Here is a 24,282-nt window from a genome sequence, read left to right as displayed (position 1 = left end):
AAATACTGTTTTGATGGCATTTAGACTTAAAACTTAATGGCAATTACCGAGGCAGCAAATGCCCCGAACGTAGTGTAGGCAGCGGCTCTGTGGTAAGGCTTCAGCTTGTAGTTATCGGCGATCATACCCGATAGTACGTTGGTGGTGATCATACCCGCGATGTGTAGGACCGCCAGATATTTATGGAGCTTAATGGAGCTAAACCCCTTCCGTTCGGAAACCATCTTTGGCGGTGCAGCCAGCGACAAAACTGCCGTTGTAGTATAAGCCACATTGATACCCGTTGCCAGCATTTCATGGGTTTCTTTGATGCGGCTGTAGTCGCTGCCTTTGGCGTTGTATAATTTTGCGCCGACCAGACCCTGTGCGACCATGCCTGCCAGCGTTACAAACCCTGCAACCTGGTGTGTCTTCAACATAAACCGACGTACTTTCAGCTCCTTTTCACGGCCTTCCGGCGTCAGCGGGGCCACGTTCATCACACGCAGAAGGCCTTTGGGTCCCCAGAAGGCACGCTGTGTAAAAATCATCTTCGAAGGCAGCAGTTCCTGTTTCTCCGTCGATTCGGTAAGGCCGCTGAGCAGATCGTCGCCGGAGGCTGCTTTGGTAGTATCGCGATGAACGGCTGTGGAGTCCTGTGCATAACTGTAGCTCATCAGAAAAAAGCCGATAAGCAGGCAAAATACATGTTTCATTCTTACCCGGGCTAAAGATTAGAAAACAACGACCGGCCTACCTTTCTGCCATTATCCGCGTGCATGTCAGGAGAGCCGGTCTGTTTTTACATACGTACCTGCTGCACTCTGTGCAGCCTCAGTGTATCTGAATTAATGAAAAATTAACGTTCTTACTGAGATACCTGCAAGGTATTACCATTTGCCGACAATGTGGCTTTGTAGGCTTTTACGGCCTGCGTAGCCGGACCAACCTGAACCGTTCCGTCAGTGGCAAATTCGCTGCTATGCAAATCACACAGGAAATCGTCCTGTGCGAGCCGATAGTTCAGATTTCCACCCTGATGTGTACAAATCCGGCCGACGGCCACCAGCTTATTGCCTTTGGCATTGGCGACAACCACATCGCCGACGGATACATATTTGCCTTCTGTTTTCAGGTCTTTGTAATTATTATCAGTCAGATCAAGGGTGAAGCTAATGGTTCCTTTTGAGGTCTGCGCGTTACCGGTAAATCCTGACGTTGAGCTGCCTGTACCGGTTCCGGTACCTGTGCCGGTTCCAGTCCCCGGCGTTACCGTTGTATCATCCTTACTACCGCACGACGACAATGTGCCCATGCAATACAAGGCCATTAAGGCTCCGCTACTCAGGCCAAGACTGCGCAGGAATTCGCCGCGTTTCATGGTTTCTTCTACAGGTTGCTGCGTGTTCATAAGACAAAGAAAGTTTAGTATTCAGTACGTTTGAACGTGCTGAACGGTTTTAAAATGATGCTAAAAAAGATTAAAGTTTGTATCGGATGGAGAAGAAAGCTCCCGTACTGATGAGATTTATTTTGAAACGACCAACTCCTTGCAGGGGTGCTTTTATAAAGGGCTCGACCTGCCAGGCCCAGCGCCTTGTCAGGGCACGCTCATACCCCACCGTGAAGTTCAGATGACTCAGACCATAAGGCCCCGTTTTACCGGCCCATTGCTTAAACTTAATTTTAGGATCGTCAGGGTTTTCATATTGATAGTCATACACCTCCCGAAGCATAATAAAACTGGTCACACCCGTGTTCACAAACCAGCGCGATGGCAATAACCCTGATTTTCGTGGCTGTAATATGATGTCATACCGTACATTGAGCGGAACATCAACCATACTACAGATACCGTCGACCCCCAGAACCGGCACTTGCCATTTCCAGTTCGATGGCCATTCGTATTGATCAGGATACGCTTCGTATACCTTTTTGCTCCACATTGCTCCCGCCTGTATGCTCCAGCGATTGCTTAGCCGGTACTCGGCCAGCAAACCAAGGTTAACCCCGGGCCGTACGAAGTTACGAAGGCCAATCGTCGTCAAATCCGGCGAAATCCCCGCCCGTAAACTAAAGCCACGCACCTTTTGTCGCTCCTGAACTACCGGTTTGTCTGCTACCGGTGCCTGCACCGGATAACCCAATGCTGGCACAAATACGGGCCAGACAAATGAATGGCTTTGCAGACGGTCGATGTTTGCCCAAACCGGCATACCTTCTTCGCGGGCGGCAGAATTCAGGTCTGTCAACGGGGCAGGTTCTTCACCTGCCGGATCAAAATCCGGATTCACAATCGTACCGGCTCTCCGCCCGGGCTCCTTTATTTGTGATACGGCCGGGCTTTCTGATCCTGTTGATCCGACGGCGGTACCAGCTGGCAGGTCAGTCATCTGCCGCGACCGGCCGATCTCTGCTGCCCTCGTGCGTTCAACCGCCAATCCGGCCGGCACTACACGCTTGCCTGGTTTGTTTGCCAGCCGGGCCGACGGTTGCACTGTAAAGGTTGGCTGGTTGTTATCGGTATACGGAACCGGATTGCCGGTAGTAGCATCTGTAGTATGTTCAGTAGCTGCGGCAACTGTTTTGGGCTGTACGGGCAGGCCGTTATTTTCTTTGACTGCATCAACGGTTTTTACCGGTACATTTCCGTTGCCGGCTGCGTTACCACCGGTTTTTATGCCCGGCGCAGGCGCTGAGCCAGTGATAGCCGGGTCTTCGGGTGACGTTTTTACCAGGCGACCGCTTTCCGAGGACCGGTTATGTGCCCTGGCAGGCGGGCCCGGCTGTTGCCGGACCGACGCCCCCCCTGCGTTCACAACCTCCCAGGAATACCATCCAACGAACCCCAGCAGCAGTACGGCCAGCATAATAGAGCTCCGTATCAGCCATTTATTCATTAATACCTTCCGGTCGTGTTCTTCAAGGCGTGCCCGCATATCCTGCCAGGCCGCCGGATCAAATGTCGGCTCGAACTCTTCAGCTGACTTTCTGAAGAGCCCGTCGAAGCCCTCATTGGGCTGCTCGTTATCGGGGTACTCTTGCATACTTATCACCGTTTACGGACTGACTTTTTTTTTGCAGCATCGACCGGAGACACTCGCGCGCTCTTGCCAGATTTGATTTTGAGGTTCCGGCCGAAATCCCCAGTCTGGCCGAAATTTCTTCATGGCTATAGCCATCAATAACATACATGTTAAATACCAGCCGATAGGCCGGTGATAACTCCTGAACGAGGCCGATCAGTTCTTCATACGCCAGCTGGCTGTAAGCATCGGCCTGATCGGTTGCGACCTGCTCGGCCTTAGCGGCATCATCATGATGATAGTGCCGGACTTCGTGCCGGTAATGGTCCAAAGCCGTATTGATCAGAATCCGGCGTAACCAACCTTTAAAAGGTTGAGCCTGATCATACTGCTGTAACCGCGTAAACACTTTCAGAAAACCGTCGTTCAGAACTTCCAGAGCTTCTTCCCGTGTTGATGTATATCGCAGACAAACGCCCATAGCGTAGCCATAGAACTGCTGGTAGAGCAATTCCTGACTGCGTCGCTGATTGCGAAGACAACCGGCTAACAGTTCATGCAACGCTGGAGGGGGGGATCCGTTTGCCATGAATACCGCTGTTGTTTATCAATTTTCAGAATCGGGCTACCGGTTGGCCGGCAACCCGATCATTCTCCTGTGCTTAGTTTGGCGCTACCTGCGTATTCGCATTTACGATAGGCCAGATACCGGGCGTCGGTACACTAACGCCTTTAGTTGCACCACGAACCGCATTGTCCGGACCAAAGTAATACAGTGGCCAGCCTTTGTAGGTCAGTTGTTTCTTACCCGTTCCCGTCACATCGATTACGACAAAATCAGCCTTGTTCAACACCGACGGAACCGATTTTAATGTCGCTTCCTCAAACAACGGCCAGGTGGCGTTATTGCTCAGATCGGCTTTGGTATACTTATTCTGTTTGTTGCGGTCATTTACGAAACCGTATAATGTCCGGCCAACGCCGTCGGTAAAATAAAGGGTATTACCCGTTCCTTCCTTATAATCACTGGTATAAGTTTTCCCGTTATTCCCCAGAAGCTGCCCGTTGCCCAGCATAATGCTGTAATCGGTTTTAGCCACCAGCCATACGTTACCTACATTTTCTCCGGTTACATCACCCGCTTTTGTATCATTCTTGTAGTAATACAGCGGCCATCCCTTGTAGGTGGTCTGTTTGGAGCCATCAGGGCGGTTAATGACCGCAAAATCCGTGACGGTTAATCCAGTGCCCAGCTTCATGGTTGCCGGGTCCTTGTAGAAAACCGGCCAGTTGCCCATACAGGTTGCCGATGTACAACTAGACACCCCCGACACGTCACTGGCAAAAAAGTAAAGCGTTTTGCCGCTTTCTCCCGTCAATACGCTACCCAGGGTAGTCGTCGCTAAATCCACATCGTTGGCGGGCGTAGACTCGTTGTCTTTACATCCGGTCAGTATGGCTACAAATAAAAGAACATAGTACAGGCCGTATTTTGTCAAAGATGGCTGTTTCATGATTTTCAACTGCTGTTAAATATATGTGATTGTTAACTTTCAGTTGAACCGGTTCAGTCATCAATACGGAGGGTTCAGGATTACGGTTGCGTCGGTCCGAAAAAAATTACAAAAACGATGCATTAATGGTACATCCGGGCAATACTGTCAGACATGAGTTCATACATTTCGGCCAGTTGCGGCTGATCGCTCAACAGGGTGAGATGAGCCTGCATGGTCTGCTGATCACCACGACGGGCAGGCCCGGTCTGCACATCAGCCGGATGGCCGGCCGAGAGGCCTTTCCGGATGGTCTCCCGGATCAGAGGCTTTAATAATTTAAAGGGCACCTCATTGGTTTCGGTCAGGTCTTTGGCGATGGCCAGCAGATGATTGGTAAAGTTGCAGGCAAACACAGCGGCCATGTGCAGAAGCCGTCGTTCATCGGACGTAATCAGATAAACGATATCGCTCAACTCCTGCCCGAGCCCGACCAGTATATCTTCCGTTTCCTTATCATCTGCTTCCAGACAGAGCGGAATCTGCTCAAACGAAAGCGGGGGCTGGTCGCGGCTGAAAGTCTGTAACGGATAAAAAACACCCGTCCGGACGGGCACATCACTGTAAATAGCCATCCAGCGGCGTAGTTGTGCTAAGGGTTTAGCTCCGGACACATGCACGACAATAGCATTTTCCGGCAATACTAATTGTTGGCATACTTCTTCCATGGCATCATCTGCCACAGCCAGCACAAACAATTGCGACGAACTGTCAGCGAAGTTTAAATCCGTTCTGACACCGGCATCGTATAATATACTGATCAACCGGCGAGCCTGTTCAGTACGGCGGCTATAGACCTCATTGATCTGATGACCAGCGTTTTCGAAAGCAGGAGCAAGGTGCCAGGCCAGATTCCCTGCGCCGATGAAGGTGATGTGCATCTTTAGATTGCGCGAATGAGCGATTGAGTGATTAAGCGAATTATTACAGCAAATTAATTCACTCATTTGCTAAATCACTCAATCACTCCGCCTAATTCCTGCCAATTCGTCAGTTTCGTCTTTTTTTGTGTGTAAAATTGAAACAAAGGAGTGATTTTTGCAGTCAATATCTGATACGGCCAGGCATTTTCGTTATAAAAAGCATGAATTATGTAGGGCCAAACCGACGGTGAACGGCAAATAATTGTAAATTTATGGCGACTATGCCCGAACTTATGTCAGACACGCCAGCTCGAGGCTATTCTGAAGATCAGAAATACCTTATCTTTAACAAGGAGTTTATGCCACATATAGACTCCATGTACAACTTTGCGTTTCGTCTGACGATGGATGAGGACGACGCCAATGATTTAGTACAGGATACCTATTTAAAGGCGTTTCGGTTCATCTCGTCGTTCGAACAAGGAACTAACGCCAAAGCATGGTTGTTCCGAATCCTGAAGAACAGCTTCATTAACGATTACAGGAAGAAAAGTAAGGAGCCAGCTAAGGTTGACTATCAGGATGTAGAAACAACCTACAACTCTGAAGACGCTGAGGCTGAGCACACTGTCGACCTTCGGGCCGAGTCTGTTTCTGACTTGATCGGTGACGAAGTTGCCACAGCGCTGAACTCGCTGCCGGTGGATTTCAGGACAGTCATTATTCTGTGTGATATCGAAGGATTCACGTACGAAGAAATGGCAAAAATTCTGGATATTCCGATTGGTACGGTTCGGTCCCGGTTACACCGAGCGCGTAACCTGTTGAAAGAAAAATTGCGTGATTACGCAAAATCAATGGGTTATCGTGAAGAAAATGAGGACTAAGCGAAACTTTTTCTATATATATATTGGTTAAGCCAGTAACATTTCCGTATTACTAATCTTGGAATAAATTAAACTTTTCCAATGCAAACGTCGTTGCCATCACCGTCTCCGTCCAACCTGGATAACTTGCCTAAACAGCATTGTGACAACCAGTCCAATTGTCTGAAATTAATCCAGCTCCTTGTCGATGGAGAGGCCACAGAGGAACAGTTAGAGAAGTTGAAGAAGAGCATGGAGGTTTGCCGTCCCTGCATTGAGATGTATCATCTCGAAAAAGAAGTGAAGGCATTGCTTCAGGAACGAATGGAGAAAAAGTGCTGTCCGGATAAGCTGATCGCAACCATTAAATCCCGTATCGCTAATTTAAGTTAATCACCCGTTTCAGGTTTCTTCTTTCAGCTACTATTATCCTGCAATGGGAAACCTGAAACCTTATAATGCCTGATTTGGAAGGTAAACTCATTATTTTCTCGGCCCCGTCGGGTTCGGGAAAAACTACAATCGTTAAACATCTGCTGGCCGGGAACTCAAATCTCGGCTTTTCGATTTCTGCCTGTACACGCGACCGCCGGGGACGCGCTGAAGAAAACGGTAAGGATTACTACTTCCTGACCCCTGAAGATTTCAAAGAACGCATTGACCGCGACGAGTTTGTGGAATGGGAAGAAGTGTATGTCGGTGCTTTTTACGGAACACTCAAATCAGAAATTGAACGCGTCTGGTCTACCGGTAAGCATGTACTCTTCGATGTGGATGTTCAGGGCGGGCTTAAACTCAAAAAATATTACGGCGACCGGGCCTTGTCTGTCTTTGTAAAAGTGCCGGATGAAGAAACACTCCGCGAACGTCTGATCGGGCGCGGTACTGAAACGGAAGACAGCCTGTCAAAACGCTTGTTTAAAGTCCATTTTGAGATGAGCTTTCAGAGTCAGTTTGATGTTATTCTGGTCAATGATAAACTGGAAGATTCGCTGTTGAAAGCGCAGAAACTGGTCGACGACTTTATAAAAGACAACAAGACTCCTGAGAAAGGAGCCATCATTTAATCTGATTAGATAGCAGGCCGTGGCCTGCTATTTCTTTTTTGCGGCATGAAAATCGGTTTATTTTTCGGCTCCTTTAACCCTATCCATATCGGCCACCTGATTGTAGCCAATACCATGGCCACGAGTACCGATCTCGAACAGGTCTGGTTTGTTGTATCGCCCCAGAATCCATTTAAGAAAACCAAAAGTCTGCTTCATGAATTTGACCGCTACGACATGGTCGACCGGGCTATTTCTGACAACACCCGCCTGAAAGTAACAGACATTGAATTTTCGATGCCCCGCCCCAGCTACACGATTGACACCCTTATCCGGCTCCAGGAGAAGTTCCCGCAGCACCAGTTTAAACTCATTATCGGAGAAGATAATCTGGAGCAGTTTGCCAACTGGAAAAATCATGAAAAAATTCTGGAGTACTTCGGCCTTTACGTTTATGAACGACCGAAAGCGGTTGAGAGTCCTTTCCGGAATCATCCGTCTGTACAGATCGTCAAGGCGCCGCTGCTTGATATTTCAGCGACTTACATCCGTGACTGCCTGAAACATAACCGGCCGATCCGCTACCTCGTCCCGGAAGTAGTCGAAGAAATGATTCTGCGCAAAAAGTTTTACCAGTAGGGGCGACCCTACGTGGTCGCCCGAAAGCAGATTAATATCCCCAAAAGGAAATTAATATCCCCAAAAGGAAATTAAGATCCCCGAAAGGAAATTAATATACGTAATCAACGGCAGAGTCCCCGTTTCACAAGAAATCACGGAATGCCGTTCTGAAACGTAATTTCGGTTACCAGGCCGATCGCGCTGACGCGTAACGCCACCGAACGGCTTTTTGACTTTGTCCGCTCCTGGTCACAATGGAGTCCTTTTTCCAGAAAATAGACATAGTATTTCTGGTTCCGGTCTTCAATCTGATTGACGTCCGGCCGCCCCAACAGCTCGCCGACATCATTAATATGCATGCCTTTAATCGCCTGCATTTCGGCCTTGAAGTTATCAACTTCAGTCATACGCAGGCCATAGCAACCACCACGGTCACTCCGCCATTTTTTCACATCCAGCTTACCCAGCTTGTCGGGAGCCGACGAGCAGGCAACCAGCCAGAAGACACTCAGATATACCGCAAATTTTGTTTTCATTCAGGGTTGGTGCCGGCAAAAAATACCCGCATTTCTTATGTCCGTAAAAATACAACCTGCTCGTGGGAAACCGGTTATCAGGATGCGAAACAATTGTTTTTTATCCGGCAGCTTAATACGTGACAATTCGGGAAAAACGCGGTCTCATAATAGCAGTTTATATTAAGACGCCTACATATGTTATCCGCAACAATACATCGTTTCCGGACGATCACGATTGAACAGGTAATTTCGGCAGGTATCAGACACATTAAGGTACTGACGCTGGCAACGGCAGCAGGCGGTCTGGCTGGCATCGGCATTTCTTACCTGAAAACAAGCCAGTATCGCGTCGATATCAGCCTCATGCCCGAACTACAGACGCGCTCGGCGTTATCGCTCAAACGCTTCGGTGCCCTGGCAGAACTGGCCGGTCTTTCCATCGATGGAGACGGTGGCATTACAGAAGCAATCCGGCCGGATCTCTACTCTAATATCCTGGAAAGTGACACGTTTCGCTATGAAGCCCTCCGGCATCCGGTCACGACCATAGCCGGTCAGCATTACTCTAGTCTGGTTGCTTTTTTAACAGACCCTTCGCGATCATGGCTGGCCGGATTAACCGGTAGTCAGACTATCAGCACGTTCCCGCCGATAGCCAGGCAACTTACGTTAGCCGAAGAGAATATCCTGCTGGCCATCAGCCACCAGATTATGGCAGATATGGATAAACAATCGGGCATGATCCAGGTGCGTGTTGACCTTCCGGACCCGGCTGTTGCCCAACAGATTGCCGCGTTTTCCATCCGTTTTCTCAAAGCTTATGTAACGGCATACAGAACGGCAAAACTCAGGCAAACGCTCGCTTTCCTGAACAGTCAACAGCAACAGGCCCACCAACGGTACCAGCTCCATAAAAAGGCACTGGCCTCTTACCAGGACAGTCATCGTAACCTATTCCTGCAATCTGCCACGCTGGACGGAGACCAGCTGGAAAACGAAGCCGCAGTGGCCGGAAATGTCTTTCAGAGACTTACCGAAGAATTTGAACATACCCGCCTGCTTATTCAGGAGCAAATGCCGGTGTTACAGGTACTATCACCTCCCCGACCGCCCTCGCGCCGCAGTTCTCCTTCCCGGATTCTGCACGGGTTGACCGGAGGGCTTCTAAGTACGCTTCTGGCCTTTATTACACTCGTTTGCCGGGATGTTATTACGCAGAAATCATGATAGTCCGTGCTGTTATCCTGAACCACCATACCTTCAGGCACACACTGCTGTGCCTGCAAACACTTCTGCAACAGTCGTACAGGATGTTACAGATTGTTGTTGTTGATAACTCTTCAACACCAGACGACTATCACCTGCTGCAGAAAACCGTCCCGGCCTTTGTCTCCATTATCCGTAGTAAGATCAATCTGGGTTATGCGGCCGGGAATAATCTGGGGCTTACACCGGTAGCGGGCTTGCCAAAGCCCGATGCCTACCTCATTATTAACAGCGATGTCTGGCTGACCAATGCACGCACCATCCAGCATCTGGCCGATACGTTGGCGCGATGCCCTAATGCCATGGCTATCAGCCCACTCGTCCATACACGATCAAATGAGATCCCTGTCAGCCACCAAATCCAGGTCCGTCGGCTGTTGCCTGCCGGCTGGCTGATTTGTTGCCACAGCCCGCTGTTTCGCCGGTTGTTTTACCGTAAATACCAACACTTCATCTATCGTGATCTGGTCCCTTACCCATCCGGCATTCTCCGGGTCGATACCGTTAATGGAGCCTGTTTCCTGATCCGGCAAGCCTTTTTTGAGCAATTTAAAGGTTTTGACGAGCACACTTTTCTGTATCTCGAAGAACTCATACTTGGCTTTCAGATCCGGCAGCTTGGCAGGCATTGTCTGCTACACGGCCATCTGGTGGCCGACCACCAGCAGGGTCAATCTACCCGGAGCCTTAGCGCCAAAACGCGTTTCTGCCATTTTCTGAATAGTGAAGCATACCTGCTTACCCGCTACTATGGTGTATATACCGGACTGGTTATCTTACTCCGCCGGTGGCGCTGGCTTGAATTTTACCTGAAGCGACTATGGCAATCTGGCTCACACATCTGATCGGCATTTCGATAATCGGCAGTCTGTACCATGTACTGACCAACAGTATCAAAGGCTTCGGTTACCTGGATCTCTACGGTCTGGTCTGGGGGCTCCTGCTCATTGGTGCTCCCTGGATAGGTCCCCCGTTTGTACCGGCCCTCTCTACCCAAATCCTGTACTATCTCACGTGGCTTCTTTTTTTGCTTCCGTCCTTTTGGGTCTTTCGCCAACCCATACTCAACAACTCAATGGTTTGTCATCCCGTCAGACGGGTAAAATACATACTCTGGTTTATGGTTTCGATGAGTATGCTCGCCAACGGATGGATGCTGCTACGCATCAGCTCTGAACTTGATCTGTTGAGGTTTGGCTGGTTTGCCCTTCGTTTTCAGGGTCAGCGCCTGCAGGCCGGGCAATCGAACGTCTTCTATCAACTGTTTGCCCGTAATTTTCTGTTGTATCTTCCGATGGCTTTCTGGTTGTTTATGCGGAAGGCCATCCGCCGGGAAGCACTATTGATTATCTGCTTCATTGCCCTGCTAACCGCTTCACTCAGCCTGACGCGTGCTCCGATTCTGCTCTGGAGCCTGACGATTCTGACATCACTCAGTATTTTCAAAGGCTTGAGCCGCCGTCGGGTCCGGCAACTGGCTCTGTTCCTTTTTTCACCGGTTTTACTGGTTACCCTGAGCTTTAACTACACGCCGGCTGCGTTCTGGCAGGTAACGAAAGTCTATCTGTGGGGTGGCGCAAAAGTCTACGAAAGTCTGCTTGACCAGAACTATCCGGGTTACCGTCTGTACGATTCACCGTACTATTCTTTGGACTTCCTGAATTATACCGCTCAGAAGACCGGGCTCATTCAGTCATATCCGTCACTGGTCAGGGACTATGCCCCGGGGCCGGTTACGACGAATGTCTACACCTACCTCGACGCCTTTACGCTTGATTTCGGCGTAGCAGGTGCCCTGTTTGCTGCCCTGACGCTGGGGTGGCTGGCGGCCGTTTTACACCGCCGGGCGTTTCAATACCAGGCCATTCCGACGGTGTGTTACTATGCCTTTGTCAATTATGCCATTGCCATGTCATTTATGAACCATGAGCTAATCCGCATCAACGCTTTTTTACTGGCTATTGAGCTCTGGCTCATTCATCACCTGTTAAAACCAGAACGCGCATGGTTATCACAGAGCTAAACGGCGGATTCGGGAATCAGTTGTTTCAGTACGCTATCGGCAAACAACTGGCAGAACAGCATCAAACGCAGCTTCTGCTTGATACAACATGGCTATCCAGTCAGGACAAGGCGGCGATCTTTCCGTTTGAGGCTATTGATCCAAACGTGGCAATTGCCCCGGCAAAACTCGTAGGACCATTTTCGATAACGGCTAATCGCTGGCAACGGATGGCCCGACGCATCATCAACACATACCGGCCCCATCGCATAACGTTTATCCGTGAGCGGTACCCATATCAGGTGTCCTTACCTCAGCCGCAGCTACCTTGTTATCTGACTGGTTACTGGCAACATCCAGGCTATTTCGCCGGTATTGCAGACCGGCTTCAGTCCTCGTTACAGTTCCTGCTACGCGCGTACGTTCCGGCAGGTTATCATACCGGCAAACAAACAGTTGGTCTGCATATCCGCCGTGGGGACTATCTCTTGAACCGTCGCTATCAGACCCTGCCGGCAACGTACTACATCCATGCTTTACAGTTGCTGGAAAAACATACAGGTCCTTTTCAGGTCAATGTCTTCTCCGACGATCCGGCCTGGTGCAGACAGCATGTATTACTACCAGAATCCGCCTGGTTCTGCGAACCGGCACCGGCCCTTGTGCATCTGGCTCAAATGAGCGGTTGTCGTCATTTTATCATTCCCAACAGCACATTCAGCTGGTGGGCGGCATGGATTGGCCGTCAGCCGGATACCTGTATAATAGCTCCCCGATACTGGCTATGTCTGAATAACCAGCTTGTAGAAGCGCCCGGATTAACCCAATATACCTTAACTATCCCCTGATTATGCCTACAATTACTATCGGACTCCCTTTTTACAATCAGGCTGCTTTTTTATCTGCGGCCATCCGTTCCGTTGTCAATCAATCATTCCGGGACTGGGAATTGCTGCTGATTGACGATGGTTCAACCGACGATTCGGTCGCGGTTGCCTGCCATTGGTTAACCGATCCGCGTATACGGCTACTTTGCGATAAGAAGCGACTGGGTTTATCCAGCCGGCTTAATCAGATTGCACGGCTGGCAAAGGGACGGTTCCTTGCCCGGATGGACGCCGACGACCTGATGGCCCCTAACCGGCTCCAAAGCCAGCTTAATTACCTGCTGAAAAACCCTGAGACAGACCTGACAGCATCATTTGCCTACATTATTGACCGGCAAACCCGTATTCGTGGCCTCCGGGGGTTGCCAGTACCGCCCCCCCGCTATGACAAGCTGCTGGCTCACTGCCCCATTATCCATCCTACTGTCATGGGCAAAACCGACTGGTTCCGGCTTCATCCGTACAATCCGGTTTTACAGCGTACAGAAGATCTGGAACTCTGGTTGCGGACATTGCCTGAGACCACCATTGGTATCCTTGATGAACCCCTGCTTTTCTACCGCGACCTACCCCGAAAACACCATTATATTACGGCGATGCGCGAATACCGGGACATTTTACGTCAATACCGGCCGGTTATCTCACTGATTGCCTACCGGTTTTACTGGTCGGTTTCTTATCTGAAGCAAGGTCCCCTCTTTGCCCTTCGTCAGAGCAAGCTAACAAGCCGTTTCTTCCGGAATCGATACCGGCCAATGTCACAGGCCTATCAGTTACATGCGGAAGCGCAGCTCTATCTGGCCCAGAAATCTACATACGCTGATTAATATGTTGCTGGCCGTTCAGCTTTTTACAGCTCCGCAGTCGGTTTGCTTTCTGCAAGGCCAGACTGCCTTCTGGCACCGGAAACAAATCCGGCTGCATGTTGTCTGTGCCGCCGGTACTGACCTGTACCGGCTAGCCAGACAGGAAGGGTTTACTTACAGCATCGTTCCTTTCCGGCGGTCGGTCCATCTGTTTTGGGATGCATGGTGTCTGCTGGTGCTCATCCGCCTGTTCCGGCAACTGCATCCGGATGTTGTTCACACCAACACACCGAAAGCCTCCTTACTGGGTCTGCTGGCTGCATGGCTGACCGGCGTACCCGTCCGGGTTTATGAAGTGCATGGCTTTGTGTTTGAAAGCCGTAGTGGTCTGAAGCGGATATTCCTGATAGGAGCGGAACGGCTGATGGGCTCCCTGGCCACGCACCTGCTTTTTGTCAGCCATTCGCTCGCCGAATTAGCTGACCGCGCCGGTATTGGTCAGACAAAAGCCGTCTGTGTCCCTAATCATGGTAGTTGCAATGGTGTGGATGCCCGCAACCGGTTTAATCCGGAACGGTTTCCGCTACGTCATAAAAGGTCGCATGTTCCGAAAGAACTGGTTATCGGCTACGTTGGCCGGCTGTCGGCAGAAAAAGGTCTTCAGGTATTAACTGACCTCTGGCAGCTCTTACGGAATGATCCGGCGGTCAGCCTGTTGGTTGTCGGGCCAGCCGATAGCACATCAGCGGCCGACCTGGCCTGTATTCAACAGCTCGCCAGTGATCCGGGAGTGTATCTGACCGGTTTTGTTGCAGACACGGCTCCTTACCTCGCCCGGATGGATGTACTGGTATCACCAACCCGCCGCGAAGGCTTTGGCAACGTATTGATTGAAGCGGCTGCGATGGGCATTCCTGTTGTGGCCAGCCGCGTAACGGGTGTTGTTGATGCCGTACATGATCAGCAAACCGGCATGCTTATAGATCCTGACTCGGTTGATTTATTTTCTGAAGCCATTCGTACCTATCTGACTAATCCGGTTTTACGGCAGCAACATGGTCAGGCAGGGCGGCATCGTGTTTTGTGTGATTTTGTTCCGGAAGACGTTTGGGAGGCTAAATACCGGTTTTATGCACATTCTGTTACTTCACCAGTACTTTCTGCCTGAGCATGCTGCGGGCAGCACCCGCTGGAACGAGCTGGTACGGCACTGGGCGAATGCCGGGCATCAGATCACCATTCTGGCCGGCTCGGTAGATTATGCCTCAGGGAAGCCCTATAACGGCAAAACCGAAATGGCCTTACCGGCCAGCGTACGCATTTTGCGGGCACGCGTCCCGGCCACTTACCAGTCAGGGACAGCCGGACGTTTGTGGGCTTATTTCGGATTTCTGATCAATAGCTTATGGACAGGCTGGTCGGCGACGGAGCACTCAGTACATATCGTCGTAGCCTCATCTCCCCCGCTCACCATTGGCCTCACCGGCTGGCTGCTGGCGGCTAAAAGCGGGGTGCCGCTGGTGCTGGAACTCCGGGACTTATGGCCGGATGCACCCATCGAACTGGGCTTTTTACGCCATTCGCTACTTCGTTGGGCAGCCTACAGGCTCGAACAGTTCCTCTACCGGAAAGCAACCCATCTGGTTGCCCTGACGGAGGCGTTTAAACATGTACTAATCAACCAAAAAAGAATGCCGGCTAAGCGCATAACGGTGATTCCTAACGGAGCCGACTTTTCGCAGCTTCAGGCCGTGCAACGCTTATTTGACAGAGATGCCTTCCGGAAAGAACACCACATGGAAGCCGGGTTCTGGATTATTTACGCCGGTGCCCATGGGCCCGCCAACGGACTCAGTATTTTACTGGATGCTGCTGACCGGTTGCGCCACACGCCGGTCCGTTTCCTGCTGATCGGCGATGGTCCGGAAAAAAACGCCTTACAGCACAGAGCTTTTCAGTTAAAGCTGACCAATGTCCGCTTTGAAACATCACGGCCTAAAAAAGAGGTGCTGCCCTTCATACTGGCGGCGGATGCCGGTATGGTTATCATGCAGCCCAAACCCCTGTTCGACACTATGCTTTCGGCTAAACTGTTTGATTATCTGGGCTGCGGACTACCTGTTCTGACGGCTATTAACGGCCTGACGCGGCAACTGCTGACCGAGGCAGAGGCCGGTCTTTTTCTTGATCCTGAACGACCGGAAACATGGGAAGGAAATCTGAAACCACTACTGACCAATCCCGTATTACACCAACAGTATAGTCAGCAAGCGATCAGGCTGGCAACGTACCGGTTCAATCGAAGTGAACAGGCCCAAGCTTACATTCAGTGCCTCAAAAGCTGTATACAGAACACATAACCCGAAGCACAAACTGTTTATCACCTTTCGATGTGACCATGAGCACAGGCATTCGTATCAAGCTATGGCTCAACCGCCGGACAAAAGATATACACATCCTCATGAAACGGTTTCTCGACATAACGCTTATTGTGATTACAAGTCCGGTTACACTACCTGTCATGGGGCTAACAGCACTGTTCGTTAGTGTCTGTTTCCGTCGGTGGCCGGTGTTTTGTCAGCTCCGTTCCGGGCAATATGGAACGCCTTTTGTCATGTACAAATTCCGCACTATGACAGACAAGTCCGATGCGTCGGGCAACCTTTTGCCCGACGCATTTCGTCTGACAACTCCCGGCCGCTGGCTTCGTAAAACCTCGCTCGATGAGCTTCCACAGCTTCTCAATGTACTTCGGGGTGATATGAGTCTTATCGGCCCCCGCCCGCTTCTGCCTGAGTATACGTTGCTGTATACTGATTTTGAGCGGCAGCGACAACTGATAAAACCAGGCTTAACCGGCTGGGCTCAAATCCACGGACGGAACAACATCAGCTGGCAGCGGAAATTTGAACTGGATGTATGGTATGTGCACCACCAGTCCCGGCAACTGGATGCCTATATTCTCTGGAAGACCTGTTTACTAATGCTTTCGCCCGTCGCGGAGCCGCTCATGCCACGATTTACGGGCACGTATGACTAACTATGGCAACACCTATCGCTGTTTACGGGGCCGGTGGATTCGGCCGTGAAGTATTGATGCTTATTCAGCACATTAACCATGCCTATCCGGATACCTGGGAGCCCATCGGCGTCTTCGATGACAATGTACCGGCAGGCAGGCTGGTCAAAAAAATACCTGTCCTGGGCGGGCTGTCAGCCCTGAACCAGTATCCGACACCGCTGTCGGTAGCAATAGGCGTTGGCTGGCCAATGGTTAAAAAAAAGCTGGTCACCGCTATCACCAATCCGATGGTATCTTTTCCTGTCCTGATTCATCCAACGGTATTGCTCCGGCCCGAACAGGACGTTACTCTGGGCGAAGGCTGTATTATCTGCCAGGATACTATCCTGACGGTCGATGTTTCGCTTGGCAGTCATGTGCTCCTGAATCTCAAATGTACGGTTGGCCATGACAGCCGGATTGGTGATTTTAGCTCGCTGATGCCTGCTGTTCATATTGCCGGTGACGTAATGATGGGTGACGGCGTATTTGCCGGTACCGGCGCAATCGTTAAAAACCAGCTTACGGTTGGCAATTATGCCGTACTTGGCGCAGGAGCCGTTGTGACCAAACCGGTTTTCCCCCACACTACCGTCAAAGGAGTTCCTGCCCGCTGACATGAAACATCCGTTTAATATCCTGCTGTCGCCACCAGACATTGGGGCGCTTTCCGGTGCTACTTACGATGTGAATGACCTGCTGCGACTTGAGCGGCAGTTTTCTCAGCAATTAACGGCGCTCACCCGAACCACCCACTGCCTCCTGACCAATGCCGGTTCATCGGCGCTTGAACTTGCCCTCGCCAGTCTGTCTGTCCAGGCGGGTGATGACGTCTTTTGCCAGTCGCTGACGTTTGCGGCTTCAGCCAATTGCATTGTCCATCAGGGGGCCACGCCTGTTTTTATCGGCAGCGAGCCGCAGAGCTGGAATATGTGCCCTGATGCACTGGAAACCGCACTCCGTAAACGCCGGAAACGACCGAAAGCCATTATTGCGGTGGATCTTTATGGCGTACCGGCGCAGTGGCACGAGTTGCGGATGCTAAGCAGCCAATTCGGGGTTCCGCTTATCGAAGATGCTGCCGAAGCGCTTGGCAGTACCTACCAGCGGATTCCCTGCGGCGGTTTCGGCGACATCAGTATCCTGTCATTCAACGTCAATAAAATTATTACAACCCTTGGCGGCGGTGCTTTGCTGACAAACAACGAAACTTTTTTCAAAACGGCCGGTTGGCTGGGGAGTCAGGCCAAACAGCCGGTAGCCCATTATGAACACGAACGCGCCGGATACAACACGGCGTTCAACCCGTTAGCAGCGCCGTTGGGTATGCAACAGCTTTCGGCACTGACCGATCGGGTACAACGACGGCGGACGCATTTTATGGCTTACCAGCAAGCACTTCAGGCAAATTCAGGCTTAAGTTGCCAGCCCGAACCGGCAGGGAGCCTTGCCAACCGATGGCTTACCGCCTGCCGGTTCGACGAACGGGAAACGGGCGTTTCGCGGGAAACGGTCCGGCTCACACTCGCCGCGCAGGGTATCGAATCAAGACCGGTATTTAAACCAATGCACTGCCAGCCGGTGTATAAAAAAAGCCCGTTCTACGGAACGGGCCTTGCGGAGAATATCTTTGAACAGGGGCTTTGTCTGCCGTCTGGTTCAACGCTGAATGAAGTGGAGCGACAGCGGGTTATTGATATCGTACTGTCTTTATTCCGCTAATGGGTTATTTCACACTTTTACCAATGGCCAGCAGTTGCTCAGGCGCCTGGTAACCAATGACCTTTTTCAGAACACGTCCGTTGCCATCGATGAAAAGCAGGGTCGGGTACGCTTCCAGCGGATAACGCTGCGACAGCATAGGGCCTTCGCCTTTTTCCATGTCCATCTTCACGTTAATAAATGACTTGTTAAAGTAATCACCTACTTCCTTGCGGGTAAACACGTTCTTCTGCAACATTTTACACGGGCCACACCAGCTGGCATACGCATCCAGGAAGATCACTTTCTTCTCGGCTTTTGCCTTTTTCAGAATGTTATTCCAGCTTGTTTCTGTAAACTGAATCCCTTCTGTATCCTCAATTACAGTATGGTTCGCGGGTGCAAATGCAGACATGAAGCCAATGGCCAGCAACATCATTGTTGATAACAGCCAAAACTCTCTTCTCATATCAATTAATTGGTTTCGTAGTATGAAAACGTAAAACAAACTCTATTTCGTCTACTAGCAAAGGCGGGACGGCGAATATATAGCAGAACCCTGAGACTCACAACCGATTATACAATTGAATTCGGCAGACAAAGCGAAAAATGTAACTTGCTATGAAATTTGCAAACTACATGAAAATACTATTTACCTTATTGTTCTCTGTTTATACACTAGTAGCAGTTGCCCAAAAAGTTGACCTCGACCGATACAGCTTTGTTATGATGTATCGTGATCTGCCGCAAAAGCCGCTCGACCCTGCCTTCCGGACCTATCAGGTCAATGTATCAGGTACCCGCAATATCCGTACCACATTTAGCGACAACGAGTTAGCCGACGCTACCCCCATCGAAGGCTGGCGGCGGATCGATAACGGGCCGGCCCACGTTATTATCCGGCCAATGTTTGAGGATGTCATCATCGAAAAGTCGGAGGTTAAGGAGCGGGTCGATATCCAGAAAGATAAGGACGGCAAGGAAACCGGCCGTAAGTATTACTACAAACTTCAGCTGGAATACAGCTTTGCGGCAAGAGCCGACGTATCTGACTTTCGTGGACAACCCATTGTCCGCCCGACACTGGCCCAGCGGTATTCGAAAAAAACGTGGACCAGTCAGGAATACAACAGCTACGCTGCTGCCAATAACTACCTGACCAACAACCGCGAAGAAATCAAAAACCGTTTCCTCCGCGATGAAGTTATGCTGGCCCTGCAAAACCTGTCCGGTACCCTAACGAATGACTACGGATTTCCGGTCCGCAAGGCTGATGACCATTTCTGGGTTCTGGACTCAAAAAAACATCCGGAATATGACTCCTACCAGCGGGCGCATCAGGATATCAAGGCTATCCTGGGCGCTGTCAGCCCCGACGAGCCGCTTACCGAAGCCATTGAACGCCTTAGAGCGCCTATGGAGTACTACGAAGGATTGCCCAAACGCTACACCGGCAACGACAAAGCCGATGCTAAACTACGGTATTCGGCCTACTACAACCTGGCGAAATTATACCTGTATCTGGACGATCCGGAAAAGACAAAACAATATGCGGATCTGCTCAGCCGGAACGGGTATGATGCCTCGGACGGCTCCTGGCTGAACGGCAAAGCCAACGACCTGATGGACCTTTTCCGGCGGAATGGTGCCCGTACCCGGCATTTTGCCATTGATTATGCCAATCTTCGTCAGCCGGAGTAAGGATTGATGTTTATTTTTGCATGCTGATACAAGTTGCCGGATTGCAGCGTTATTAGCCAGATATGAAATCAGGATTCTCCCGTATACTTATTGTCATAGTAGCGCTGGTGGCCATTAATGTGCTGTCAGCCTTTCTTTTTTTCCGGGTCGATCTGACGGCGGAGAAGCGGTATACCCTGTCGGATGCCACGCTCAACCTGCTTGGCGGACTCGATGACGATATTCACGTGAACGTTTACCTTACCGGCGATCTGCCGCCGGGCTTCAAACGGCTTGAAAATGCGGTTCGGGAAACCCTCGACGAGTTTCAGGCGCGGGCCGGCAAAAACGTAACCTACCGCTTCATCGACCCGACGGCCGTTACCTCAACTACCGATAAAGAGGCGCTGTTTAAACGTTTGCAGGAACGTGGCTTGCTGCCGACAAATCTCTTTGATAACGAAGGGGGTAAACGCACCGAAAAACTCATTTTCCCGGGCGCACTGATTTCGTACAAGGGCAAGGAGATTGCCGTACAGCTACTAAAAGGCAACAAAACGGCCTCGCCCGAAGAGCAGTTGAACCAATCCTACGAAAACGTTGAGTACCAGCTTTCGTCGGGTATCCGGCAGCTGACACAGATGCAGGGCAACCGGCGTAAAATCGGCTTTCTGGGCAAAACCAACGTACCGCCCTCGCGCTTTTCGGATTTACTGGCCACGGTTCAGGAAAACTACGACCTGTTTTTCCTCGATATGGCTAAGCCCGGACCGATTACCGGTCTCGATGTTTTGCTGGTACTGAAGCCCGATCAGCCATTTAACGATGACGAGCTGTTTAAACTGGATCAATACGTGGTCAACGGTGGCCGGATGCTGTTTTTCATTGACGGACAGCGCGTTGACAGCGTGAGCAACGAAGGCACCTTTGCCCAGCCGATGAATCTCCGCCTCGACGATTTGTTTTTCCGCTGGGGAGCCCGCCTGAATCAGAATGTGGTGAAAGACCTGAGCTGCAACCTGATTCCGATGAACGTCGGCAATATGGGCGATAAGCCGAATATCCAGAAAGTACCGTGGCGGTTTTATCCGGTGATTAACTCGTTCGGGCCGGCCGGTCAGCAGACGCCGGTTACCCGCAACCTCGATGCCATCTGGTGCCGTTTTGCCAGCACGCTGGATACCGTAGCCGCTGCCGGCATCCGGAAAACGCCTCTTTTGCTGACTTCCCCGTACACAAAACTGCTAAAGGCTCCGGCCATCATTTCGTATAACGAGGCCCGGCAGCAACCCGACCCGGCCACCTACAAAGACGGCGTACAGATCATTGGTTGCCTGTTTGAGGGTAAATTCCAGTCGCTGTATGCCAACCGAATCCTGCCCGGCGATCCGCGCGCAAATGGCTTTAAACCGGTAGGTGAGGCGTCGCGGGTGATTATCTGCTCGGATGGCGACCTGATCGTCAACGATGTCGATTATAAACGGCAGATGCCGTATCCGCTGGGTTTCGACCGGTTCAACCGCAACCTGTTCGGCAATAAGGATTTTGCCATGAATGCCATCGACTACCTGGCCGATCCGGACGGGGTTATTACGGCCCGTAACCGCCAGATTACCCTGCGGCCGCTCGATAAAATCAAACTGGCCAACGAGCGGACAAGCTGGCAGCTGCTCAATGTGCTGGGCCCGCTCGCCCTTATTGGTTTAGTGGGCGCCGGCTGGCAGTTTACCCGCAAACGGCGGAACCGGTAAGAACAGGCATAGCTGTGATTCTCACCGGTTAACCCCGTTGGCAGGCTGTGTTAAAGATTCATTAAGACCCGTTAAAATAAGCGCTTCCTGATGCCAAAAGGAGCGCTTTTTTGCTTATTTTTGCTGACTTTATCAAAACGTATCCGATATGAAATTCATCGTATCCTCATCCGTACTGCTCAAAAACCTTTCGCATATAAATGGCGTTGTTGCCACCAATCCTATTGTTCCTATTTTAGAGAACTTTCTGTTTAAAATTGACTCGAACGATGAGGGCGGTGTGCTGACGGTAACAGCTTCGGATTTGCAGACGACTATGACAACGCAAATTCCGGTTGAAGCAACCGAAAGCGGTGCCATTGCGATTCCGGCCAAGCTGTTGCTGGACACGCTCCGCAGCCTGCCCGAACAACCGATCACGTTCAACATTGACACGGAAACGTTCGGAACACAGATCCTGACCGACAACGGCCGCTACAAACTGGCGGGCGAAAACCCGATCGACTTCCCGAAAATTCCGGCCGTTAATAAAAACCTGTCGGTCGAGATTTCGTCGGATGCGCTGGCGAGTGCCATCAACAATACCGTTTTTGCTACCAGCACCGATGATCTTCGTCCGGCTATGACAGGTGTTTACCTGCAACTGTCGGAAGATCAGGCCACCTTCGTCGCTACCGACGGGCACCGCCTGATCCGCTATCGCCGGACTGACATCCAGACATCGGCCAATACATCGATGATTATTCCGCGGAAAGCGCTGCAACTGCTGAAATCGTCGCTGCCGGACAATTTAACGGTTCGGGCCGAATTCAGCCAGTCGAACGCGTCGTTCTCGTTCGGGCCGACACAGCTGATCTGCCGCCTGATCGACGAGCGCTTCCCGGATTACGAAAATGCCATCCCGACCAAGAATCCAAACGTGCTGACCATTGGCCGGACAGACCTGCTGACGACGCTGAAGCGGATCATGATCTACGCGAACCGGACCACCCACCAGATTCGCCTGAGTCTGAAAGGTAATGCGCTGACGCTGTCTGCGGAAGATCTTGACTATGCAAACGAAGCCAACGAAAAGCTGCTGTGCGATTTCGAAGGCGAGCCGATGGAGATTGGTTTCAACGCAAAGCTGCTGGCCGAAATGCTGAGCAACATGCACGCAAAAATGATCTCTATTCAGATGTCAGCGCCAAACCGTGCGGGTATCATGGTGCCGGCCGACAAAGACGAAAACGAAGATATTCTGATGCTGGTGATGCCGGTGATGCTGAATACATACGCTTAAGCAGCGCATACAATACATTTCGGGGGAGAATCAGACCGCCATGCAGCGGAGAGGCCTGTGGGTCTCTGCGGTTTCGGCAGCCTGATTCTCCCTTTCCTTTGCTCTATTCTTCCTTTACCAATCTCCCATGGAAACCAAACCACCGCGCAGTGCCGCGATGATTTTCATCTTCATCACCTTGCTCATCGACGTTACCGGCCTGGGCATTGTGATTCCGGTTTTCCCGAAACTCATTGAAGAACTCATTCACGGCAACCTCAGCGAAGCCTCCCGATACAGCGGCTTGCTGACTTTCGCCTACGCGACCATGCAGTTTGCCTTTGCCCCCGTACTAGGCGGCCTCAGTGACCGCTATGGCCGCCGCCCGGTACTCCTGTTTTCCCTTCTTGGCTTCGGACTCGACTACATTCTGCAAGGGATTGCTCCCACTATTACGCTGCTGTTCATCGGCCGGATCATTGCAGGTATTACCGGAGCCAGCTTCACAACCGCCAGCGCCTACATCGCCGACGTGAGTCCGCCGGAAAAGCGGGCGCAGAACTTCGGGTTAATTGGTGCGGCGTTCGGCATGGGCTTCATCATCGGGCCAGCCATTGGTGGTTTGCTCGGGCAATACGGCTCCCGGATTCCGTTTTTTGTCTCGGCGGGTCTGACCTTGCTGAACGTAATATACGGGTTCTTTGTGTTGCCGGAATCACTGAAACCGGAAAACCGCCGGCCATTCAGCTGGAAACGGGCCAATCCGGTCGGCGCACTGGCGCAGATCCGACGCTATCCGGTCATTATCAGTCTGGTTGCTTCGCTGGTATTCATTTACATTGCCGGTCATGCCATGCAAAGTACATGGACCTTCATTACGATGGAACAGTTTAAATGGTCAGAAAAAACGGTCGGTCTTTCGCTGGCGTTTATCGGCCTGATGATCGGGATTGTGCAGGGCGGTTTAAGCCGTGTGCTGATTCCGAAGCTGGGACAGCAGCGGTCGGTTTATGTCGGCCTGATGATGTATGCCATTGGCTTTGTCTGCTTCGCGCTGGCCACCCAAAGCTGGATGATGTTTGCGTTTATGGTGCCCTACTCACTCGGTGGTATTGCGGGGCCGTCGCTTCAGGGAATTATTTCGGGGCAGGTACCGGCCAATGAGCAGGGGGAGTTGCAGGGAGCACTAACGAGCCTGATCAGTCTGACATCTATCGTCGGTCCGTTGGTGATGACCTATCTGTTCTCGTTCTTCACCGCTCCGGCCACACCGTTCTACTTCCCCGGCGCACCGTTTGCGGCCGGTGCGGTCCTGACAATAATCAGCCTTATCCTCGCCCGGCGAACCCTGTCGAAGCAGCATGGGGATTGAACCAGCGCTTTAATAATTACCCC

At 51.2% G+C, this 24,282-nt stretch carries 26 protein-coding genes; 18 read left to right on the top strand and 8 right to left on the bottom strand.

Annotated features, from left to right (window positions below):
• Window positions 1-26: 26 nt before the first annotated feature.
• From BLX24_RS05540 to BLX24_RS05515, 6 genes are all read right to left on the bottom strand, one after another.
• Window positions 27-695 carry a hypothetical protein gene (locus BLX24_RS05540; RefSeq protein ID WP_071502087.1) on the bottom strand — a complete coding sequence of 223 codons (669 nt, stop codon included), beginning with the start codon at window positions 693-695 and terminating at the stop codon, window positions 27-29.
• A gap of 152 nt (window positions 696-847) precedes the next feature.
• A complete protein-coding gene (locus tag BLX24_RS05535) occupies window positions 848-1,390 on the bottom strand; it encodes a QcrA and Rieske domain-containing protein (RefSeq protein WP_071502086.1) in 543 nt (180 codons plus the stop codon).
• Between the two features lie 70 nt (window positions 1,391-1,460).
• Complete coding sequence (locus tag BLX24_RS05530; protein ID WP_071502085.1) at window positions 1,461-3,026, bottom strand: porin family protein; 1,566 nt, start codon at window positions 3,024-3,026, stop codon at window positions 1,461-1,463.
• Complete coding sequence (locus tag BLX24_RS05525) at window positions 3,007-3,594, bottom strand: RNA polymerase sigma factor (RefSeq protein ID WP_071502084.1); 588 nt, start codon at window positions 3,592-3,594, stop codon at window positions 3,007-3,009. Before BLX24_RS05525 ends, BLX24_RS05530 begins: the two co-directional genes overlap by 20 nt.
• A gap of 73 nt (window positions 3,595-3,667) precedes the next feature.
• Window positions 3,668-4,519: a hypothetical protein gene (locus BLX24_RS05520; RefSeq protein ID WP_071502083.1), complete on the bottom strand. Its 852-nt coding sequence runs from the start codon at window positions 4,517-4,519 to the stop codon at window positions 3,668-3,670.
• A gap of 122 nt (window positions 4,520-4,641) precedes the next feature.
• On the bottom strand, window positions 4,642-5,439 hold the full coding sequence (locus tag BLX24_RS05515; protein ID WP_071502082.1) for a Rossmann-like and DUF2520 domain-containing protein: 798 nt from the start codon (window positions 5,437-5,439) through the stop codon (window positions 4,642-4,644).
• Window positions 5,440-5,693: 254 nt separating this feature from the next.
• Between BLX24_RS05515 and BLX24_RS05510 the strand changes: the two genes are divergently transcribed.
• The 4 genes from BLX24_RS05510 (at window position 5,694) to nadD (ending at window position 7,972) form a co-directional block, all read left to right on the top strand.
• Complete coding sequence (locus tag BLX24_RS05510) at window positions 5,694-6,308, top strand: sigma-70 family RNA polymerase sigma factor (RefSeq protein ID WP_071502081.1); 615 nt, start codon at window positions 5,694-5,696, stop codon at window positions 6,306-6,308.
• A gap of 81 nt (window positions 6,309-6,389) precedes the next feature.
• Entirely contained in the window at window positions 6,390-6,680 is a 291-nt protein-coding gene (locus tag BLX24_RS05505; protein ID WP_071502080.1) for a hypothetical protein, read from the top strand.
• A 74-nt stretch (window positions 6,681-6,754) separates the two neighbouring features.
• On the top strand, window positions 6,755-7,354 hold the full coding sequence (gmk, locus tag BLX24_RS05500; RefSeq protein WP_071502324.1) for a guanylate kinase: 600 nt from the start codon (window positions 6,755-6,757) through the stop codon (window positions 7,352-7,354).
• A gap of 45 nt (window positions 7,355-7,399) precedes the next feature.
• Window positions 7,400-7,972, top strand: a complete 573-nt coding sequence (gene nadD / locus BLX24_RS05495; protein ID WP_071502079.1) for a nicotinate (nicotinamide) nucleotide adenylyltransferase — start codon at window positions 7,400-7,402, stop codon at window positions 7,970-7,972.
• Between the two features lie 134 nt (window positions 7,973-8,106).
• Here nadD and BLX24_RS05490 read toward each other — a convergent pair whose 3' ends face one another.
• Complete coding sequence (locus BLX24_RS05490; protein WP_071502078.1) at window positions 8,107-8,490, bottom strand: hypothetical protein; 384 nt, start codon at window positions 8,488-8,490, stop codon at window positions 8,107-8,109.
• A gap of 177 nt (window positions 8,491-8,667) precedes the next feature.
• On the opposite strand from BLX24_RS05490, the gene BLX24_RS05485 reads away from it, so the two are divergent.
• The 10 genes from BLX24_RS05485 to BLX24_RS05440 are packed head-to-tail and all read left to right on the top strand — an operon-like array spanning window position 8,668 to window position 18,216.
• The gene (locus BLX24_RS05485) at window positions 8,668-9,699 is read left to right on the top strand and encodes a hypothetical protein (RefSeq protein WP_071502077.1); all 1,032 of its coding nucleotides are present in this window, start codon (window positions 8,668-8,670) and stop codon (window positions 9,697-9,699) included.
• Window positions 9,696-10,583 (top strand): glycosyltransferase, encoded by an 888-nt coding sequence (locus BLX24_RS05480; RefSeq protein ID WP_083421814.1) that lies wholly within the window; start codon window positions 9,696-9,698, stop codon window positions 10,581-10,583. Before BLX24_RS05485 ends, BLX24_RS05480 begins: the two co-directional genes overlap by 4 nt.
• The gene (locus tag BLX24_RS05475) at window positions 10,559-11,761 is read left to right on the top strand and encodes an oligosaccharide repeat unit polymerase (protein WP_071502075.1); all 1,203 of its coding nucleotides are present in this window, start codon (window positions 10,559-10,561) and stop codon (window positions 11,759-11,761) included. Before BLX24_RS05480 ends, BLX24_RS05475 begins: the two co-directional genes overlap by 25 nt.
• A complete protein-coding gene (locus BLX24_RS05470) occupies window positions 11,743-12,588 on the top strand; it encodes an alpha-1,2-fucosyltransferase (protein WP_071502074.1) in 846 nt (281 codons plus the stop codon). Before BLX24_RS05475 ends, BLX24_RS05470 begins: the two co-directional genes overlap by 19 nt.
• Before the next feature lie 2 nt (window positions 12,589-12,590).
• Window positions 12,591-13,454 (top strand): glycosyltransferase family 2 protein, encoded by an 864-nt coding sequence (locus tag BLX24_RS05465; protein WP_071502073.1) that lies wholly within the window; start codon window positions 12,591-12,593, stop codon window positions 13,452-13,454.
• Window position 13,455: 1 nt separating this feature from the next.
• On the top strand, window positions 13,456-14,601 hold the full coding sequence (locus BLX24_RS05460; protein ID WP_071502072.1) for a glycosyltransferase family 4 protein: 1,146 nt from the start codon (window positions 13,456-13,458) through the stop codon (window positions 14,599-14,601).
• Window positions 14,564-15,793 carry a glycosyltransferase family 4 protein gene (locus BLX24_RS05455; protein WP_071502071.1) on the top strand — a complete coding sequence of 410 codons (1,230 nt, stop codon included), beginning with the start codon at window positions 14,564-14,566 and terminating at the stop codon, window positions 15,791-15,793. The genes BLX24_RS05460 and BLX24_RS05455 overlap by 38 nt, the downstream gene beginning before the upstream one ends.
• A 38-nt stretch (window positions 15,794-15,831) precedes the next feature.
• A complete protein-coding gene (locus BLX24_RS05450; RefSeq protein ID WP_310590769.1) occupies window positions 15,832-16,473 on the top strand; it encodes a sugar transferase in 642 nt (213 codons plus the stop codon).
• 2 nt (window positions 16,474-16,475) lie between these two features.
• A complete protein-coding gene (locus BLX24_RS05445; RefSeq protein ID WP_071502070.1) occupies window positions 16,476-17,111 on the top strand; it encodes an acetyltransferase in 636 nt (211 codons plus the stop codon).
• Between the two features lies 1 nt (window position 17,112).
• Window positions 17,113-18,216 (top strand): DegT/DnrJ/EryC1/StrS family aminotransferase, encoded by a 1,104-nt coding sequence (locus BLX24_RS05440; RefSeq protein WP_071502069.1) that lies wholly within the window; start codon window positions 17,113-17,115, stop codon window positions 18,214-18,216.
• Window positions 18,217-18,220: 4 nt separating this feature from the next.
• Here the strand turns inward: BLX24_RS05440 and BLX24_RS05435 are convergent, their stop codons facing one another.
• The gene (locus BLX24_RS05435) at window positions 18,221-18,610 is read right to left on the bottom strand and encodes a thioredoxin family protein (protein WP_374754993.1); all 390 of its coding nucleotides are present in this window, start codon (window positions 18,608-18,610) and stop codon (window positions 18,221-18,223) included.
• Window positions 18,611-18,834: 224 nt separating this feature from the next.
• On the opposite strand from BLX24_RS05435, the gene BLX24_RS05430 reads away from it, so the two are divergent.
• The 4 genes from BLX24_RS05430 (at window position 18,835) to BLX24_RS05415 (ending at window position 24,259) form a co-directional block, all read left to right on the top strand.
• Window positions 18,835-19,896 carry a hypothetical protein gene (locus tag BLX24_RS05430; RefSeq protein ID WP_143092575.1) on the top strand — a complete coding sequence of 354 codons (1,062 nt, stop codon included), beginning with the start codon at window positions 18,835-18,837 and terminating at the stop codon, window positions 19,894-19,896.
• Window positions 19,897-19,958: 62 nt separating this feature from the next.
• Window positions 19,959-21,626 carry a gliding motility-associated ABC transporter substrate-binding protein GldG gene (gene gldG, locus BLX24_RS05425; RefSeq protein WP_071502066.1) on the top strand — a complete coding sequence of 556 codons (1,668 nt, stop codon included), beginning with the start codon at window positions 19,959-19,961 and terminating at the stop codon, window positions 21,624-21,626.
• 148 nt (window positions 21,627-21,774) lie between these two features.
• Window positions 21,775-22,908, top strand: a complete 1,134-nt coding sequence (gene dnaN, locus BLX24_RS05420) for a DNA polymerase III subunit beta (RefSeq protein WP_071502065.1) — start codon at window positions 21,775-21,777, stop codon at window positions 22,906-22,908.
• Between the two features lie 127 nt (window positions 22,909-23,035).
• Entirely contained in the window at window positions 23,036-24,259 is a 1,224-nt protein-coding gene (locus BLX24_RS05415) for a TCR/Tet family MFS transporter (protein ID WP_071502064.1), read from the top strand.
• Window positions 24,260-24,282: the final 23 nt, after the last annotated feature.

Origin of the sequence: Arsenicibacter rosenii, assembly GCF_001870735.1 — a bacterium.
GTDB lineage: Bacteria > Bacteroidota > Bacteroidia > Cytophagales > Spirosomataceae > Arsenicibacter > Arsenicibacter rosenii.
The sequence above is the reverse complement of the archived record's forward strand: the minus strand, read 5'-3'. Positions and strand labels throughout refer to the sequence as shown.

Coding starts and splice junctions, on each gene's coding strand:
- BLX24_RS05540 (WP_071502087.1), bottom strand. CDS start 695: ATGAAACATGTATTTTGCCTGCTTATCGGCTTTTTTCTGATGAGCTAC.
- BLX24_RS05535 (WP_071502086.1), bottom strand. CDS start 1,390: ATGAACACGCAGCAACCTGTAGAAGAAACCATGAAACGCGGCGAATTC.
- BLX24_RS05530 (WP_071502085.1), bottom strand. CDS start 3,026: ATGCAAGAGTACCCCGATAACGAGCAGCCCAATGAGGGCTTCGACGGG.
- BLX24_RS05525 (WP_071502084.1), bottom strand. CDS start 3,594: ATGGCAAACGGATCCCCCCCTCCAGCGTTGCATGAACTGTTAGCCGGT.
- BLX24_RS05520 (WP_071502083.1), bottom strand. CDS start 4,519: ATGAAACAGCCATCTTTGACAAAATACGGCCTGTACTATGTTCTTTTA.
- BLX24_RS05515 (WP_071502082.1), bottom strand. CDS start 5,439: ATGCACATCACCTTCATCGGCGCAGGGAATCTGGCCTGGCACCTTGCT.
- BLX24_RS05510 (WP_071502081.1), top strand. CDS start 5,694: ATGGCGACTATGCCCGAACTTATGTCAGACACGCCAGCTCGAGGCTAT.
- BLX24_RS05505 (WP_071502080.1), top strand. CDS start 6,390: ATGCAAACGTCGTTGCCATCACCGTCTCCGTCCAACCTGGATAACTTG.
- nadD (WP_071502079.1), top strand. CDS start 7,400: ATGAAAATCGGTTTATTTTTCGGCTCCTTTAACCCTATCCATATCGGC.
- BLX24_RS05490 (WP_071502078.1), bottom strand. CDS start 8,490: ATGAAAACAAAATTTGCGGTATATCTGAGTGTCTTCTGGCTGGTTGCC.
- BLX24_RS05485 (WP_071502077.1), top strand. CDS start 8,668: ATGTTATCCGCAACAATACATCGTTTCCGGACGATCACGATTGAACAG.
- BLX24_RS05480 (WP_083421814.1), top strand. CDS start 9,696: ATGATAGTCCGTGCTGTTATCCTGAACCACCATACCTTCAGGCACACA.
- BLX24_RS05475 (WP_071502075.1), top strand. CDS start 10,559: ATGGCAATCTGGCTCACACATCTGATCGGCATTTCGATAATCGGCAGT.
- BLX24_RS05470 (WP_071502074.1), top strand. CDS start 11,743: ATGGTTATCACAGAGCTAAACGGCGGATTCGGGAATCAGTTGTTTCAG.
- BLX24_RS05465 (WP_071502073.1), top strand. CDS start 12,591: ATGCCTACAATTACTATCGGACTCCCTTTTTACAATCAGGCTGCTTTT.
- BLX24_RS05460 (WP_071502072.1), top strand. CDS start 13,456: ATGTTGCTGGCCGTTCAGCTTTTTACAGCTCCGCAGTCGGTTTGCTTT.
- BLX24_RS05455 (WP_071502071.1), top strand. CDS start 14,564: ATGCACATTCTGTTACTTCACCAGTACTTTCTGCCTGAGCATGCTGCG.
- BLX24_RS05450 (WP_310590769.1), top strand. CDS start 15,832: ATGAGCACAGGCATTCGTATCAAGCTATGGCTCAACCGCCGGACAAAA.
- BLX24_RS05445 (WP_071502070.1), top strand. CDS start 16,476: ATGGCAACACCTATCGCTGTTTACGGGGCCGGTGGATTCGGCCGTGAA.
- BLX24_RS05440 (WP_071502069.1), top strand. CDS start 17,113: ATGAAACATCCGTTTAATATCCTGCTGTCGCCACCAGACATTGGGGCG.
- BLX24_RS05435 (WP_374754993.1), bottom strand. CDS start 18,610: ATGTCTGCATTTGCACCCGCGAACCATACTGTAATTGAGGATACAGAA.
- BLX24_RS05430 (WP_143092575.1), top strand. CDS start 18,835: ATGAAAATACTATTTACCTTATTGTTCTCTGTTTATACACTAGTAGCA.
- gldG (WP_071502066.1), top strand. CDS start 19,959: ATGAAATCAGGATTCTCCCGTATACTTATTGTCATAGTAGCGCTGGTG.
- dnaN (WP_071502065.1), top strand. CDS start 21,775: ATGAAATTCATCGTATCCTCATCCGTACTGCTCAAAAACCTTTCGCAT.
- BLX24_RS05415 (WP_071502064.1), top strand. CDS start 23,036: ATGGAAACCAAACCACCGCGCAGTGCCGCGATGATTTTCATCTTCATC.